This is a genomic window from Longimicrobium sp., from assembly GCF_036554565.1.
Taxonomy (GTDB): Bacteria; Gemmatimonadota; Gemmatimonadetes; order Longimicrobiales; family Longimicrobiaceae; genus Longimicrobium.
Window position 1 is genome coordinate 1 of sequence record NZ_DATBNB010000650.1, and the last position, 15018, is coordinate 15018.

Genomic DNA, 15018 nt, shown 5'->3' on the forward strand with positions numbered 1-15018 from the left:
GGAGCTGCGACCTGCAGGCGTACACCTGCGCCCCGGCCGACTCGTCGGCGGCGGCGCCCGGTGCGCCGGAGAACTCCAGCGTTTCGCCGGACGGGCGCTGGGCGGTGTTCATCCGCGACTTCAACCTGTGGGCGAAGGAGCTGGCTACCGGCGCCGAGACGCAGCTGACCCGCGACGGCACCGAGGAGTTCGGCTACGCCACCAACAACGCCGGCTGGGTGCACGGCGACGACCCGGTGCTCACCTGGTCGCCCGACTCGCGGCAGATCGCCACCTTTCAGCACGACGCGCGCGGCACATCCGACATGTACCTGGTGTCGACCAACGTGGGCGAGCCGCGGCTGGAGGCGTGGAAGTACCCGCTTCCCGGCGACAGCGTGATCTTCCGCATCCACCGCGTGATCATCGGCAGGGGGCCGGACGGGCGGCCGCAGGTGGTGCGGCTGAACATGCCGGCGGACCAGCACCGCTCCACCGTGTCGGACCACGTGCAGTGCAGCGGCGGCACCATCTGCGACGTGCAGTGGTATCCCGACGGCTCGCACCTGGCCTTCGTCTCCAGCTCGCGCGACCACAAGACGGCCTGGTTCCGCGTGGCCGACGCGCGCACCGGCGAGGTGCGTACGCTGTTCGAGGAGCGCAGCAGCACGCAGGTGGGCGACGCATCGTTCACCGAGAACCTGTGGCGCGTGCTCCCCGGCTCCAACGAGCTCATCTGGTGGTCGCAGCGCGACGACTGGACGCACCTGTACCTGTACGACCTGGCGACCGGGCGGCTGAAGAACCGCATCACCACTGGCGAGGGGAACGTCGTCGACATCGTGCGGGTGGATGAGCGCACGCGCACCATCTACTTCATGGCGCAGGGCCGGGAGCAGGGGCGCGACCCGTACTTCCAGCACCTGTACCGCGTGGGCTTCGACGGCCGCGGGCTGCGGCTGCTGACCCCGGAGAACGCAAACCACACCGTTTCCGTCTCCCCCGACGGCCGCTACGTGGTCGACACCTACTCCACCCCCGACACGCCGCCCGTCACCGTGCTGCGCGACATGACGGGACGGGTGCTGCAGACGCTGGAGCGCGCCGACATCTCGCGCCTGCTGGCGACCGGGTGGCGTCCGCCCACGCCCATCCGCATGAAGGGCCGCGACGGCACCACGGACATCTACGGGCTGATGTACACGCCGTCGAACCTGGATTCCACGCGCACGTACCCCATCGTCAACCAGATCTATCCCGGCCCCCAGGTGGGCAGCGTAGGCAGCCGCAGCTTCTCGCCCGCGCGTGGCGACAACCAGGCGCTGGCGGAGCTGGGGTTCATCGTGGTGCAGATCGACGGCATGGGCACGCCGGGGCGCTCCAAGCAGTTCGCCGACGCGTACTACGGCAACATGAACGACAACACGCTGCCGGACCAGGTGGCCGGGATGCGCGAGCTCGCGCGGCGCCATCGCTTCATCGACATCGACCGCGTGGGCATCTGGGGGCACTCGGGCGGCGGCTTCGCCACGGCGGCGGCCATGTTCCTGCACCCCGACTTCTTCGACGTGGGCGTGTCGCAGTCCGGAAACCACGAAAACCGCAACTACGAGGACGACTGGGGGGAGCGCTACCACGGCCTCCTGGTGCGCAACGGCGACACGGACAACTACACCGCCGAGGCCAACCAGACGCACGCCGCCAACCTGCGCGGCAAGCTGCTGCTGGCCCACGGCGGCATGGATGACAACGTGCCGCCCACCAATACGCTGCTGGTGGCCGACGCGCTGATCAAGGCGGGCAAGGACTTCGACCTGCTGATCTTTCCCAACGCGCGCCACGGCTACGGTGCCGACAACAACTACATGATGCGGCGCCGCTGGGACTACTTCGTCCGGCACCTGATGGGCGCCGAGCCGCCCCGCGAGTACCAGATCGGGCGGCCGCGCCCCGCTTCCGACTAGTTCTCGCCGATTCACCGGCGCGCGTCGGACCCAGCGCGCCGCTCGCGAGGGCCCGGCCGAAACCCGGCCGGGCCTTCGTCCGTTCCATGTCTCTGGATGGGCGCCGGGGGCCGCCCTATCTTTGCTGCACCTCCGCTGTCCCCCGCAGGTCCCCTCGCCCGGAGCCCCTGGCATGTACCTTTTCCTCTACAACGTGGCCGGCTTCGCCATGCTCGGCTGGCTGCTGCTGATCGTGCTTCCCGCGTGGCGGGTGACGCGGTGGATCGCGGAGCGCTCCGTCTTTCCCGTGTTCCTGTCCGTGCTGTACCTGGCGGGAATCCTTCCCCTGCTGGCGCAGCTCGGCCCCGGCATCATGCGGGACTTCGGCAGCGCGGAGGGTGTCATCCGCCTGCTGGCGAACCCGAGCGTGGCGCTGGTGGCGTGGATCCACATCCTGGCCTTCGATCAGGCCGTGGCGCTGGTGATCTACCGCGACAACATGCGGGAGCGTTACCTGCCGCTGCCCGTGCAGTCGGTCGTGCTGGTGTTCACGCTGATGTTCGGCCCGCTGGGGTACGTGGGCTACCTGGCGCTGCGCCGGCTGAGCCGCGGCCGCCGGGAGGCCCTGGCCCAGCCGGCGGAAACGCAGCCTGCCGTGGGGATCGTCTCCGCGGAGCGCGGGCTTGCGGCCGCGGGGCGGGAGGCGTTCCACCGGGTGATGGGCGTCTATCGGCGCGAACGCGTTCTGAGCGCGCTGGGCGTGCTGGGCATTCTCCTGGGGCTGGGGTGCGCGGCGGCCATCGGCATTCGCGGGGGCGAGTTCGTGGCGCCCGAGGGGCATCTGCGCAAGGCGATGACGTTCGACATCGCGGTCGGTATCTACGTGCTCACCCTGGTATTGTGCCTGCCGCTGGCCCGCTTTTCCCCGCGCGGGCTGGCCACCTGGCGCGCGTTCAGCGTGGTGCTGATGCTGTACGCGTACGCGATCGAAACCGTGCAGATCGCGCGCGGGCTGGACCCGCGGTTCAGCAAGGTGGCGCCGGTGCGGGACCAGATCCTGGGCGGCGTATTCTTTCTGACGGCGCTGGGGATGATCGTGCTGTTCGCCGTGCTGGCGTGGAAGATCCTGCGGCGGCGGATGGACGGCGCCGACGCGCCGCTGCTGCTGGCCCTTCGCTACGGCGCCGCGTCTACCTTCGCCGCGTTCGCGGCCGGGCTGTGGATGAGCGCCGTCCAGGGATCGCGCGCCGGGGCCGGGGCCAGCATCCTGCCGCTGCACGCGGCCGGGTTCCACGGCCTGCAGGCGCTGCCGCTGGTCGCCATCCTGCTCACCTGGGCCGCGGTGGGCGCGGCGCGCGCGCAGCCGTGGATTCACGCGGCGGGGATCGCCTGGCTCGCGGCCGTCGCGGCCATCGCCTGGCAGACGGTGGAGGGCCGCGCCATGCTGGAGGCCTCGCCCGCCATGGCGCTGGCCGCCGGATCGCTGCTGGCCTGGGCCCTCGTCGCCGCACTCGCCGTGCGCACCTGGCTCCAGGCGGGCTCACGGCCGGCGCGCGCCATCCGCCCCGCGGCGGCCTGAGTGGAGCGGGGGCGGGCGATGCGGCCGAACCCGCGCCATAGCCCGTAGTCCACGAAGGTGGACTTCGTGTCGTCGTTGCCGCGAATTCATTTCGCCCCAGCGGTATCGGCTTTCATCCTCGGCCGGCCGATCAGCCGCAGTAACGGCCGGTGCGAGTCTTCAGCCCGGGGCCGAAGATGAACGCCAACGCAAACGAACTCCTTTCGCACGGGCCGCAGCGCCGTAGATTCACGTTCGTGCCGCAGGTCCACGCCGGACTGCCGGTCCGGCGATCCATCCCCCAGACTTCCAACCACCCGATGATCAAGATACAGCGTGGGGCCGCCGGTGTAGCGGCGGCGTGCCTGATGGCGGCCTGTGCCCCGTCCGCCGGCGCGGGCCTGCAGATGCAGCCCGGAACGGCGCCCCCCATCCGCGTGGGCCAGACGGTGCAGGGCACCCTGGCCGACACCGATCCCTCGGGGCTGGAGCGGGGACCGTTCGACGCGTACCGGTTCGACGCCACAGCCGGGCAGCAGCTGGTGGCCACCATGGAATCCGACACCTTCGACACGTACCTCACCGTGGGCCGGCTGTACGGCCCCGTGATGGACGTGGTGGACTCCGACGACGACGGGGGCAGCGGCGGCGAAGGCACCAACTCGCAAATGCGCTTTACCGTTCCCGCCACCGGTGCGTACGTGCTGATCGCCCAGTCGTTCGCCGAGGAGGGCCGCGGGGCATATACGCTGTCGCTGAACCAGGCACCCGCGCCCACCACCGGGGCGTCGCAGGCCATCACCCTGGGACAGCCCGTCACGGGCGAGATCGCCGAGACCGACAACGTCGCGGACGAGGACGACGCCTTCTACGACGCGTACACCTTTGCCGGGCGCGCCGGGCAGCGCATCGCCATCACCCTGGAATCCGAGGACTTCGACACCTACCTGCGGGTCGGGCGCATGGAAGGCGGGTCGTTCGAGGAGCTGGAAAGCGACGACGACGGGGCCGGCGGCCAGGGCACCAACTCCATGGTGCGCATGACGCTGGAGGAAGACGGGCAGTACGTGATCCGCGTCAGCCCGCTGGGCGGGGGCGAGGGCGCGTACACGCTTCGGCTGGAGGAGCGCGCGGCGGCACGCGGTCCGCAGCCCGCGCAGCCGCTGCAGGCCGGGGTGCGCGCGCAGGGCGTGCTGGACGAGGATGATCCCGTGCTGGAGTCCGACAACTCGTACTACGACCTGTGGTCGTACCAGGGCCGCGAGGGCGAGGCGCTGACGATCCAGATGATGTCGGAGGACTTCGACACGTACGTGGCCATCGGCCGGATGGTGAACGGCGAGTGGGAGGAGGTCGCCTCGATGGACGATGGCGGCGAGGGCACCAATACGCTGCTGGAAGTGACCCTTCCCGCCACGGGCGAGTACGTGATCCGCGCCAACTCCTTCGGCGCCGAGGAAACGGGCAGCTACACCCTGCTGGTAGAGACCTCTCGCGACCGCTGATTCGGAACGAACAGCCTCACGCGAGAGCCGCAGAGACGCAGGGAAACGAAGAGACAGAGGAGGAGCCGGGATCAGCCTGGTTCCTCCTTTTCCTTCTCTTTCCTTTCTCTCTCTGCGGTTCTGCGTCTCTGCGTCTCTGCATGAGGCCCTTCGTTTGGATTCCTTTGGTCTGGCTGAGGGGCGAACGTTTTCAGCCATCGACGGACCGCGGGGTGGCGTGGAACGCGCAAATGCCTTATATTCAGGGGTTTGCGAGAAGAGACGAAACTCACCTTGTGGTCCGCCGACGCGAAACTGTGCGGGTCGCACGCAATCTGACCCGGAAGTGACGAGCCCGGGCACGCTGCGGAAATACGGAACAGGAAAAGAATGCGATTCGACGAGTTGGACCTTGCGCCGGAGCTTCTCCGGAACGTGAGGGAACTGGGCTATGACATCCCCACCCCCATTCAGCAGCAGGCCATTCCCTTCGCCCTGGAGGGCCGTGACGTGCTGGGCCGCGCGCCCACCGGTACGGGCAAGACCGCTGCCTTCATGCTTCCCACCCTCAACCGGCTTCGCGGCAAGGAAGGGCTGCGCGCGCTGGTGCTGTGCCCCACCCGCGAACTGGCCATCCAGGTGGCGGAGAACGCGCGGATGTATTCGCGCGGCACCGAGCTGTTCGTGGGCATCGTGTACGGCGGCACGCCGCTGGACAAGGACCTCCGCGACCTGCGCGCCGGCATCGAGGTGCTGGTGGCCACGCCCGGCCGCCTGAACGACCACCTGGAGCGCGGCAACGTAGACCTGAGCAACGTAGAGGTGCTGATCCTGGACGAAGCCGACCGCATGCTCGACATGGGCTTCAAGCCGCAGATCGACCAGATCATGCGGCGCTGCCGCCGGACGGGGCGCCAGACGCTGCTGTTCTCGGCCACCATGCCCAACTCGGTGAAATCGCTCGCCTACGAGCTGCTGAACGACCCCATCACGGTCGAGGCGGCGCCCAAGGTCACCACGGCCGAAGGGGTGGAGCAGTTCGTCTACCCGGTGGAAACGAGCAAGAAGACCGAGCTGCTGCTGCACATCCTCAAGCAGGAAGAGGTGCGCACGGCGCTGGTGTTCAGCCGCACCAAGTTCGGCGCCGACCGCATCGCCGGCCAGCTGACGCGCGCCGGGCTGACGGTGGAGGTGATGCACAGCGACCGCAACATGGCGCAGCGGGTGCGGGCGCTGGAGGCGTTCCGCAGCGGTGACGTGAAGGTGCTGATCGCGACGGACGTGGCCCAGCGCGGCATCGACGTCGAGGGCATCAGCCACGTGATCAACTACGACGCCCCGCGCGATCCCGAGGGCTACGTGCACCGCGTGGGCCGCACGGCGCGCGCCGGCGAGACGGGCGTGGCCATCACGTTCATGTCGGGCGGCGAGATCGGCGACGTGGCGGCGGTGGAGCACCTGCTGGGTTCGCGCATCGCGCGGGTGAACGTGCCCGGGTTCAGCGTGTTCGCCGAGGAGAGCATCGACGGCGCGCCGCAGGTGACCACGATCACGATGCCGGCCGAGACCAAGAAGGAGCAGCGCGCCGCGCGTGGCCGCAAGATGGGCAAGCACGCGGGCAAGGAGCTGTCGCCCGAGGAGCTCCAGAAGCTTCTGGGCACCAGCAGCGCGGCCTGATAGGCAGCGGATTCGATGGACGAAGGGCGGCTCCCGAGAGGGGGCCGCCGTTTTTCGTGGCCAGGACGATCTGTCACCGTCGCAGCCAAGGCGCGGCAGAGGTACCGTAGCGTCGGCCTCGGCTGCCGTGGGGCCCTCACCCGGCCGCGCTGACACGCGTGCCACCCTCTCCCGCAAGCGGGAGAGGGTGTACACACCAGACTCACGCGCGCAGGGCCAGCCGAAGCGCGATCGAATTCTCCCCTCTCCGCATGCGCGGCATGCGGGGAAGGGCCGGGGGAGGGGCCACCCGGGGGACCGCGCCCAGACCATCCGAATCACACTCGAATTCTCCCTTTCCCCTGCGAAGCGGGGGAGAGGGCCGGGGAGAGGGGGCTCCCAGGGAACTGCGCCGTCACCCCTCGAATCGCACCGCTTGCAAGCCTCGGGGACGTGCGCCCGAAGCCGTCGTGACCGCTTCCGCGCCCGAGCATCGAGGTGTCCTCGGCAAGATCCTTCGGCCCGCACAGGGTGGTGTGCGGGCCGGTCTGGTGCGCTTGGGCCTCTGGATGACACGCCTTGGTGCACGGCGACGGGGGTCTATTGCTTACGGAACCGCACGGAAAAGCCCGCCCCCCGGAACCGGGAGGCGGGCTTCTCGTTTCCATCGAGCGGCCGCGATCAGGTCTTGAAGCCGCTGACCAGCTCGCGCATCCGCTCGGCGGCGTGCAGCAGCTCGGCGCTGGAGGCCGACATCTCCTGCGTGGCGGCCGACTGCTCTTCGGCGGCGGCCGAGACCTCTTCGGCGCTGGCGGCGTGCGACTCGGAGGTGGTGGACACCTCCGTCAGCGCAGACTCCACCCCGCCCATCGCCTGCGAATTGCGCACGGCGGCTGCCTCTACCTGGTTGGCCGCCAGGCGTACCCCGTCCACCGCCGCCAGGATCTGCTCCAGCGCGCTGTCGGCGCCGCGCGACACCTCTTCGACGTCGGCCACCTTTTCGGTGCTGCGCCCCATGGTGCCCACGACCTCGGAAATGCGGCCGCGGATGGCCTGCACGTTCTGCGCGACCTCGTTGGCCGCGCGGGCCGAGCCCTCCGCCAGCTTCCGCACCTCTTCGGCCACCACCGCGAAGCCGCGGCCGTGCTCGCCCGCGCGCGCCGCCTCGATGGCCGCGTTCAGCGCCAGCAGGTTGGTCTGCCGCGCGATGGCGGTGATCGTCTCCACGAAGCGGTCGATCTGGGCAGAGGTCTGCGCCAGCTCGTTCACCTGGCTGGCCGACTCGGTGACCACCTCGCGGATCTCCAGCAGCCGCTGCAGCGCCCCAGACACCTCGGTGCGGCTCTGCGCGGCCACCACGTAGATCTGCTCGGAAAGCGACGTCACCATCTGCGAGGCGTGGGCGATCTCGTCGGAGCGCTGCCCCATCTCCTCGAGCGCGTCGCGGGTGGCCTGCAGCCCCTGCGACTGCGTTTCGGCGCCGCCGGCGATGCCCACCATGGCCGTGGCCACCTCGCCGCTGGAGGCAGCCACCTCTTCGCTGATGCTGGACAGGTCCGAGGCGAAGTTGCTGATGCGCTGCGCCGTTCCCGCGGTTTCGCCCACGATGTTGCGCAGCTGCCCGGCCATCTGCTCGAAGGCGCCGGCCAGCGTGGCGAACTCGCGCGTCATCCCCGCCGTCTGGCCGTTGAAGCTCACGCGAAGGTCGCCCTCGCCCAGCTGCGTGGCGGCCAGCTCAAGCGTGCGCAGCGGCGTCTGGATCTGCCGCAGCACCAGGAAGATGAGCCCGGCGGTGAACAGGCCCGCCAGCAGCCCGAGGCCGCCCAGCAGCAGCTGCCAGCGGCTCACCTCGCCGCGCAGCTCGCGGGCGGCGTCGGTCACCTTCTGCGTCTGCGCGGCGCTGATGGCGCGGATGGACTGCTCCAGCTCCCGCGTCTGCGGGCGCACTACCGCCACGCGGCGCAGCGCCGCGTCACGCTCGCCGACGTCCACCTGGGCGTGCGCCAGGGCGTACTCCACCTCGATGCGCTGGTGCGCCTGCTCGATGGCGGCGATCTGCTGGCTCTCGGCGGTGGACAGGTTCTCCAGGTCGCGGTAGCGGCGCCGCGACTCGTGCGCCTGCCTGCCGTACTGCGAGAACGCCTGCGCGAACTGCGGGTCGGGGCTCACCAGGTAGCGCTCGCCCGCGGCGATCTGGTTGAGGATCAGCGACTCCAGCGAGGTGCCGATTTCGGAGCTTGTGCGCAGCTGCGACATGCGGCTTTCCATGTCGCGCGACAGCTTCTGCAGCACCATCACCGACGTGACGGCGCCGATCATCGACACGGCGACGATCACGGCGCCGCCCAGATACAGCCAGCGCTTGAGGGTGCCGCGCCCGCCCGTGTTCCACGCCGCGCTCATCGGGCCCCCGTGGGCAGCACGATGCGTCCGCCCTGAACCGCTCCCAGCGTGAACTGCTTGTTCACCGGATCTCCGTTGCTATCGAATGCCACTCTTCCGGCCACGCCCTCGAAGGCGGGCGGGCCCCCGTCCTGCCCCCCGTAGCGGACGGCCACGGGGGTCTGCCGCCCGTCGGCCGACGCGCGCGCAATCAGCCGCCCCGCGCAGTACCCCGCCGCCGCCCGCGAGTCCGGTTCGTCGCCGTCGCGGGCCCGGGAGCGCGCCGCGCACGCCATGCCCAGCAGCAGCTCGCCACCCGGAAGGCCGCACGCGGCAAGCGCCACGAACGCGGCGGCACAGATCGCCAGCGCGGGGGCGCGGAGCGTCGCGGCACCGGCGGAACGGGCCAGGAGCATTCGGGTGAGTGGGTCGTGGAGCGTGGCCCCGTGAGTTGCCGCGGAGGGGGAGGTAAGCCCAAGCTATTTCCGGATTCCGGCGTTGTCAACGATGGCCCGCCCGCGTTGCCCGCCCGCCCCGCCGCCGATACGTTCCGCCTCATGTCATCGGTCATTTTCCCGCGGGTGCGCGCGTGAGCGACGACGCCCTGGAGCCCGACGCCCGGGCTTACGACGCGCGGCTCCTGCGCCGCATGGTCGCCTACCTGCGCCCGTACAAGGGGCGCGTGGCGCTGGCCCTGCTGCTGCTGTTCGCCGGGGCCGCGCTGGAACTGGCGGGTCCGTACCTGACCAAGGTGGCGCTGGACCGCGCCATCCCCGAGCGCGATGCCGCCCTGCTGACGCGGCTGGTGGCGTTCTACGTGAGCGCGCTGGTGCTGGCGTTCGCCACCGAGTACGTGCACACCCTGCTGACCACCTGGCTGGGGCAGCGGGTGATGTTCGACCTGCGCACGGAGGTGTTTTCGCACCTTCAGCGGCTGTCTCTGCGCTACTTCGACCGCAACCCCGTCGGCCGGCTCATGACGCGCGTGACCAACGACGTCGAGCAGCTGAACGAGGCGTTCTCGTCCGGCCTGGTCACCGTGTTCGGCGACGTGTTCACCGTGCTCTTCATCCTGGGGCTGATGCTTCAGCTGAACTGGCGGCTTGCGCTGGTGTCCTTCACGGTGCTGCCGCTGGTGGCGGTGACCACCTTCACATTCCGCTCGCTGATCCGCACGGCGTACCGCGACATCCGGGTGCGGCTGGCGCGCATCAACGCCTTTACGCAGGAGCACGTGTCCGGCTTGCGCGTGGTGCAGCTCTTCGGGCGCGAGCGGCCGGTGATGGAGAACTTCAAGCAGGTGAACGCCGACCATCTGGAGGCCCACCTGCGCTCCATCACCTACTACGCCCTGTTCTTTCCCGTCATCGAGGTGCTGACGGCCGTGGCCCTGGCGCTGATCCTGTGGTACGGCGGCGGCGAGACCATCCAGGGCGCCATGACGGTGGGCGTGGTGGCGGCCTTCCTCCAGTACACGCGCCGCTTCTTCCGCCCCATCCAGGACCTGTCGGAAAAGTACAACATTCTGCAGGGCGCCATGGCGGCGTCGGAGCGCATCTTCGAGCTTCTGGATACCGAGCCGGAGGTGCGCGACGCGGCCGAGCCCCTTCGGCTGCCGGAGCCGGGGCGGGGCGAGATCGAGTTCCGCGACGTCTGGTTCCGTTACGACGACGACGGCGAGTGGGTTCTGCGGGGGGTGAGCTTCGTGGCGCGGCCGGGGGAGCGTGTGGCCATCGTGGGCGCCACCGGGGCGGGAAAGAGCACCATCATCTCGCTGCTGATGAGGTTCTACGAGCCCAGCCGCGGCGAGGTACGGTTCGACGGCGTGCCCATCCACCGGGTACCCGTGGCCGAGCTGCGCGGGCGCATTTCGCTGGTGCTCCAGGACGTGTTCCTGTTCAGCGAGGACGTGGCGTCCAACATCCGCCTGGGCGACGGGGGGATCAGCGACGAGGCGGTGCGCCAGGCGGCGGTTCGCGTGGGCGCCGACCGGTTCGTGCAGCGGCTGCCCGGTGGGTACGCGCAGCCGCTGGGGGAGCGCGGGCTTTCGCTGAGCGTCGGCGAGCGGCAGCTGGTGTCGTTCGCGCGGGCCCTGGCGTTCGAGCCGCTGGTGCTGGTGCTGGACGAGGCCACCAGCTCAGTGGATTCGGAACTGGAGGCGCAGATCGACGAGGCCCTTGCGGAGCTGATGCGCGGGCGCACCTCGCTGGTGATCGCCCATCGCCTGTCCACCGTTCAGAGCGCCGACCAGATCCTGGTGCTTCACCACGGCGAGCTTCGCGAGCGCGGCACGCATGGCGAGCTGCTGCGGCGCGGCGGGCTGTACGCGCGGCTGCACGAGCTGCAGTTCGTGCGGTCCCAAGGCGGGTGAATCCCCGGTTCAGGGTCGGCGCGCATCGGGTGTCATCCCGAGGAAGCGGCCACGCCAAACTGGCCCGCGCTCCGCAGTCCGCAGCGACCGAGGGATCCGCCACACACTCCGGGTGCGCCTGATCCCGCCGCGCACCGCAGGCGGAGTCGGTCCAGGCGCGCGTCCGATCCAGGGGCGGGTGAACCCGCGTACCTGCTCTGCCCTTATCTCCCCGGAGGCACACATGATCCTCAGGAAGAAACTCGCACTCGCCGCTGTTGCCCTGGTGGTGGGTGCGTGCTCGGCGCATCCGACCGATGCCGAGCCAGCCGCGAGCGTGACGAAGATCCAGCAAAGTACGTCCACGCTGCCGGATACTTCTTCTGCCGAAGCGACGAGCACGTCGTCCAGCGATGGCGATGGCCGGACCGGAAACCTGTTCGGGTCAGGAACCTGATTGCGTGAGGGTGAGCATGTCGTGCGCCAAAGCACGGGCGGACCCGCCTCCTTTCAGCCGAGTGTCAAGCGAAGCCGTTGTGCGCGTAGCACGATGTGCTACGATTCAGTCGGTTTCCTACTTCCTTCGGAGGCACGATGGTTCGCGAGATCATTCTCCGCCAAGCTGGTGGGTCGGTTACGGCGACGTTGCCCAAAGACATGGCCGATCGTCTTCATGTGGGTGCAGGAGACAAGGTCTATGCGATCGAGACTGAACGCGGAGTCCTGCTTACCCCGTACGACCCCGACGACGCGATGCAGGCGTTCGAGGAAGTACGACGCCAGTACCGGAACACGCTGAGGAAACTGGCCGAGTGAGCCTATGATGGAGCCCCCGTGGGCTCTCCCGGCTGATCGCGAACGTAATGCACTTGGAGATGTTCCGGGAGCATGGCGGAGCACCGGGTGTGCGGCAGGGGGGTGAGGACCTGATCGAGTCCGCGCTGGCCCGCCCCACAGCACCGGCTCGCCTACTCGCCGGAGTCGGATTTGCCCGCGCTCGCCGAAGCGTATCTCACAGGGCTGGCAAAGAACATGGGTACGTTTACGGAAACAACCGAGTGGCCTTTGCAAGCGCTGCGACCTTTCTCCGGCTGAACGGGTCGCGGCTCACGGCATCAGAGCCGGAGGCATACGATGCAGTCATCGGACTGGTCGAGGGGCGGTATTCGGAAGAGCAGATCGCCGCGTGGATTCGAAGCCAGTCCGAGTCCGTTCGCTGAGCGCATCGCGACACAAGGGTCAGGCGCGTGCGGGGTCGGCTCGCAAGCATTTCGTCCGGCTGAAAACATGCCCGGCCCCCCGCAGTTCCTGCAGCCGATTGTTAGGCCGCCTCCCGGGTCAGGTCCCAGCGTTTTTTATGAGGCGCCGCGAACTCTCCAAGCCCTGCCCCGCATCTGGCTGGTGCTGTTTACGATCAGCTGGGGTGCGGGAGCTGGGTCGCACGTCTTCATTTTACGGGCTTCACTTCTTCAGCGAACCGTCGATGACTCCGGCGGTGCTCGCTCCAGAGAGATCCGAGGGCAGCCGCCGCCAAAGGCCCAGCCAAGGTGCCCGCGTGCGAGTTGTGAAGTGCGGATACCGGCCAGGCCACCTCAAAGACGATCGTGAGGAGAAGGCCGGTAAGCACGACGTAATCGATACCTCGATTCGCCAGAGGCCGGAAGTACATGATGCTTGCATACACCAGGAACGCGATCACCCATACGACAACGAATGCTGCTGAGCGCGTGGGGGCGGTGAGGTGTGCAGGGTCACCGAAAACGGACCGGGCGAAGGTGGCGACGAGGAGACCCACACACCAGTAGATGCGAGAGATTGGGAGTTGTCGATCCAAGGTAAACACTCGGTTGATGAGTTCGAACGAGCGAGACACTTACGTCCGCTGGACTCCCGTGCGACGGCCGTGAAGTTTGCCAGAACGCCTAACGACTAAGCTAACTGGCGTCGGTAGACGTCCCAGTTGAGCGGCTGTTCATGTCAACTGACTCAAACCGATTACCGCTCCACTTTCGTTATTATCCGTTGCTTTCATTCCTTTACCTCGGAATACTTCTTAGCGGTTTCCAAAACCTCTTTTATTATATCTGATGATGTCGGCCATTCCGTGCATGGAATTGTGTTTTCGTCCGCATATTTTTGTGCCGAAAAAAGAATGTCGCTCGTGACCTCAATCGTTGGGAAAGTATGGCAACTTGCTGCATCTAATTCAGCTTTTGCATAAGCAAGGCTATTCAGGACTGCTAATGCATCATCCCGATACCCGCCCCCTGCTGTGGAATTCGCCGCGAGTAGCATCCCCAAAGCCACTGTCGCCTTAGTAGCTTCCTCCCCGGTTATGTCGCTTAGCAATGCCACAACTTCTTTGAAGTCATTGCATTTCGAGGCGTACCCAAAGAATGACTTCCCTTCTATCTCGCTCATATAGCACATGCTCCGAGGACGTTCAACTTGTTGTTCAGTGGACGGAATTCCGGCCAACACCCCCGTCTGCTTGCGCATCGCCGAATCCCGTCCTCCAGATAATGCGCACCCCACCGGTCAACCAACATACATCCCCCGCGACGCCTTGGTCCACCTGGTCTCGATGTGCTGCACGATGATCATCGCGCCGTCAGAAACTCGCCTCCACCCCGATGGACGGCAGGAAGGGGAACATGCTGATGCCGGAGCGCGTGGGCGGGCTCTTGTCGTAGTTGTAGAAGTAGAACAGCACGTTGCGCTTGTTGTAGGCGTTCAGCACCTGCACGTACGGCGTGAAGGTGCCCCAGCGGCGTGTGTAGGGGCGGCGCACGGTGACGTCCAGGCGGTGGTACGCCGGGTAGCGGTCGCGGTTGCGGTCGGCCAGCACCACGTAGTAGTTCGGATCCTCGTCGTCCCCGGTCCGCGGGTAGGGAAAGCGGTATCCCCCCTCCGCGATGTCGGTCTCGAACGACAGCACCTGCGCCACGGGCCGCGTGAACGGCGTTCCCGATCCGTAGTTCCAGCGCAGCCCGGCATCGATTCCGCGCGGCAGTTCGTACTGCATCACCACGTCGACGTCTACGCGCCGGTCGAAGATGGGCGCGAAGGTCACCGTCTGCGGCACGCCTTCGATGCCGATCGCGGCGGGGTCGGGAAAGGTGCGCGATGCCTTCAGCAGGCTCACGGTCGTCCAGCCCGTCAGGCGCCCCGTGCTGCGGCGCACCAGCAGGTCCAGGCCGTAGCTGTTTCCATCGCCCAGCAGCAGGTCGTCGCCGGGATTGTTGGGGTCGTCGGCCGGGTTGAAGTCCGTCACCCCCCCGTAGTTCCGGTAGTAGCCCTCCACCGAGGCGTACCACTGCTCGCCCCAGAACTTCTCAAGCCCCAGTTGCACCTGGTCCGATACGACGGGTGGCACGTTCGCGTCGGCCAGCACCCAGGTGTCGTTGCTCAGCGGAAGCTGCTCGTCACGCAGGGAGTGGAGAAACTGCACGTATCGCCCGGCCGCCACCTTCAGCGCCGCGCTGCGGTCCACCCCCAGGAACCGCTTTACGGCCAGCCGCGGCGAGGCGATCACGCACGAGCGGTTGGGCCGGACGACCACGTCCTCGGGATCATCCGGAAACAGGTCGGCGGGCGGACCCGACGAGCAGGCGCCGGCGTTGCTCCGCCCGAAATCCAGGCGCAGCCCGGGCTCCACGATCCACG

General features: G+C 68.1%; 10 protein-coding genes and 1 pseudogene. 7 read left to right on the forward strand and 4 right to left on the reverse strand.

What is annotated here, in order from left to right:
* The 4 genes from VIB55_RS18065 to VIB55_RS18080 all read left to right on the forward strand — a co-directional run.
* On the forward strand, positions 1–1943 hold a 1943-nt coding region (locus tag VIB55_RS18065; RefSeq protein ID WP_331878064.1), incomplete at its 5' end, for a S9 family peptidase.
* A 172-nt stretch (positions 1944–2115) separates the two neighbouring features.
* Positions 2116–3501 (forward strand): ABA4-like family protein, encoded by a 1386-nt coding sequence (locus tag VIB55_RS18070; protein ID WP_331878065.1) that lies wholly within the window; start codon positions 2116–2118, stop codon positions 3499–3501.
* Positions 3502–3800: 299 nt separating this feature from the next.
* Positions 3801–4985 (forward strand): PPC domain-containing protein, encoded by a 1185-nt coding sequence (locus tag VIB55_RS18075; RefSeq protein ID WP_331878066.1) that lies wholly within the window; start codon positions 3801–3803, stop codon positions 4983–4985.
* A gap of 369 nt (positions 4986–5354) precedes the next feature.
* The gene (locus tag VIB55_RS18080; RefSeq protein WP_331878067.1) at positions 5355–6641 is read left to right on the forward strand and encodes a DEAD/DEAH box helicase; all 1287 of its coding nucleotides are present in this window, start codon (positions 5355–5357) and stop codon (positions 6639–6641) included.
* Between the two features lie 660 nt (positions 6642–7301).
* Here the strand turns inward: VIB55_RS18080 and VIB55_RS18085 are convergent.
* Positions 7302–9023 carry a HAMP domain-containing methyl-accepting chemotaxis protein gene (locus VIB55_RS18085; protein WP_331878068.1) on the reverse strand — a complete coding sequence of 574 codons (1722 nt, stop codon included), beginning with the start codon at positions 9021–9023 and terminating at the stop codon, positions 7302–7304.
* Positions 9020–9418: a hypothetical protein gene (locus tag VIB55_RS18090; protein WP_331878069.1), complete on the reverse strand. Its 399-nt coding sequence runs from the start codon at positions 9416–9418 to the stop codon at positions 9020–9022. Before VIB55_RS18090 ends, VIB55_RS18085 begins: the two co-directional genes overlap by 4 nt.
* 173 nt (positions 9419–9591) lie before the next feature.
* Between VIB55_RS18090 and VIB55_RS18095 the strand changes: the two genes are divergently transcribed.
* The 3 genes from VIB55_RS18095 (at position 9592) to VIB55_RS18105 (ending at position 12168) form a co-directional block, all read left to right on the forward strand.
* Entirely contained in the window at positions 9592–11373 is a 1782-nt protein-coding gene (locus tag VIB55_RS18095; RefSeq protein WP_331878070.1) for an ABC transporter ATP-binding protein, read from the forward strand.
* Between the two features lie 223 nt (positions 11374–11596).
* Positions 11597–11809, forward strand: coding sequence for a hypothetical protein (locus tag VIB55_RS18100; protein WP_331878071.1), 213 nt, complete (start codon positions 11597–11599; stop codon positions 11807–11809).
* Positions 11810–11946: 137 nt separating this feature from the next.
* Complete coding sequence (locus VIB55_RS18105; RefSeq protein ID WP_331878072.1) at positions 11947–12168, forward strand: AbrB/MazE/SpoVT family DNA-binding domain-containing protein; 222 nt, start codon at positions 11947–11949, stop codon at positions 12166–12168.
* Positions 12169–13380: 1212 nt separating this feature from the next.
* Here the strand turns inward: VIB55_RS18105 and VIB55_RS18110 are convergent.
* Both VIB55_RS18110 and VIB55_RS18115 read right to left on the reverse strand, forming a co-directional pair.
* Complete coding sequence (locus VIB55_RS18110; protein WP_331878073.1) at positions 13381–13773, reverse strand: hypothetical protein; 393 nt, start codon at positions 13771–13773, stop codon at positions 13381–13383.
* A gap of 190 nt (positions 13774–13963) precedes the next feature.
* Positions 13964–15018 (reverse strand): annotated as a pseudogene (locus VIB55_RS18115) (hypothetical protein); the annotation flags it as partial.

Bases quoted from the DNA above. Each gene is read 5' to 3' on its own strand.
- VIB55_RS18070 (WP_331878065.1), top strand. From the start codon at position 2,116: ATGTACCTTTTCCTCTACAACGTGGCCGGCTTCGCCATGCTCGGCTGG.
- VIB55_RS18075 (WP_331878066.1), top strand. From the start codon at position 3,801: ATGATCAAGATACAGCGTGGGGCCGCCGGTGTAGCGGCGGCGTGCCTG.
- VIB55_RS18080 (WP_331878067.1), top strand. From the start codon at position 5,355: ATGCGATTCGACGAGTTGGACCTTGCGCCGGAGCTTCTCCGGAACGTG.
- VIB55_RS18085 (WP_331878068.1), bottom strand. From the start codon at position 9,023: ATGAGCGCGGCGTGGAACACGGGCGGGCGCGGCACCCTCAAGCGCTGG.
- VIB55_RS18090 (WP_331878069.1), bottom strand. From the start codon at position 9,418: ATGCTCCTGGCCCGTTCCGCCGGTGCCGCGACGCTCCGCGCCCCCGCG.
- VIB55_RS18100 (WP_331878071.1), top strand. From the start codon at position 11,597: ATGATCCTCAGGAAGAAACTCGCACTCGCCGCTGTTGCCCTGGTGGTG.
- VIB55_RS18105 (WP_331878072.1), top strand. From the start codon at position 11,947: ATGGTTCGCGAGATCATTCTCCGCCAAGCTGGTGGGTCGGTTACGGCG.
- VIB55_RS18110 (WP_331878073.1), bottom strand. From the start codon at position 13,773: ATGAGCGAGATAGAAGGGAAGTCATTCTTTGGGTACGCCTCGAAATGC.